Source organism: Shewanella sp. S1-49-MNA-CIBAN-0167, assembly GCF_040310145.1.
Taxonomy (GTDB): Bacteria; Pseudomonadota; Gammaproteobacteria; order Enterobacterales; family Shewanellaceae; genus Shewanella; species Shewanella psychromarinicola.
In genome coordinates this window covers 1-241 of record NZ_JBEOPO010000457.1, presented here as the reverse complement: position 1 = coordinate 241, position 241 = coordinate 1, and the positions used below count along the sequence as shown (strand labels likewise).

Sequence of the window (241 nt, the reverse complement as noted above, 5' to 3'; positions counted from 1 at the left end):
CTTTATTACTGGCTGGAGAAACGTCAATGATCACGGAGCAATTGTTAGTGCTGATCGCCCAAAATGATATTAAGGACGACATCGTTGATACCTTGATTGAGCTTGAGTTTTTATCTGGTTTTAGCCTAGGTAATATTTGCGGTTTTAGCCGCGAACACAGCCATTTTAATATCAAAGAGCAAGTTGAAGGCTACAGGGAATTTTGTAAGTTTGAAATTATGCATCCTGTGGATCATCAAGA

At 39.0% G+C, this 241-nt stretch carries 1 protein-coding gene; it reads left to right on the top strand.

Annotation, left to right across the window (positions count from 1 at the left end; genetic code table 11):
• Positions 1 to 26: 26 nt before the first annotated feature.
• The coding region (locus AAEZ00_RS22030) for a DUF3240 family protein (protein WP_351090163.1) at positions 27 to 241 on the top strand (215 nt) is incomplete at its 3' end.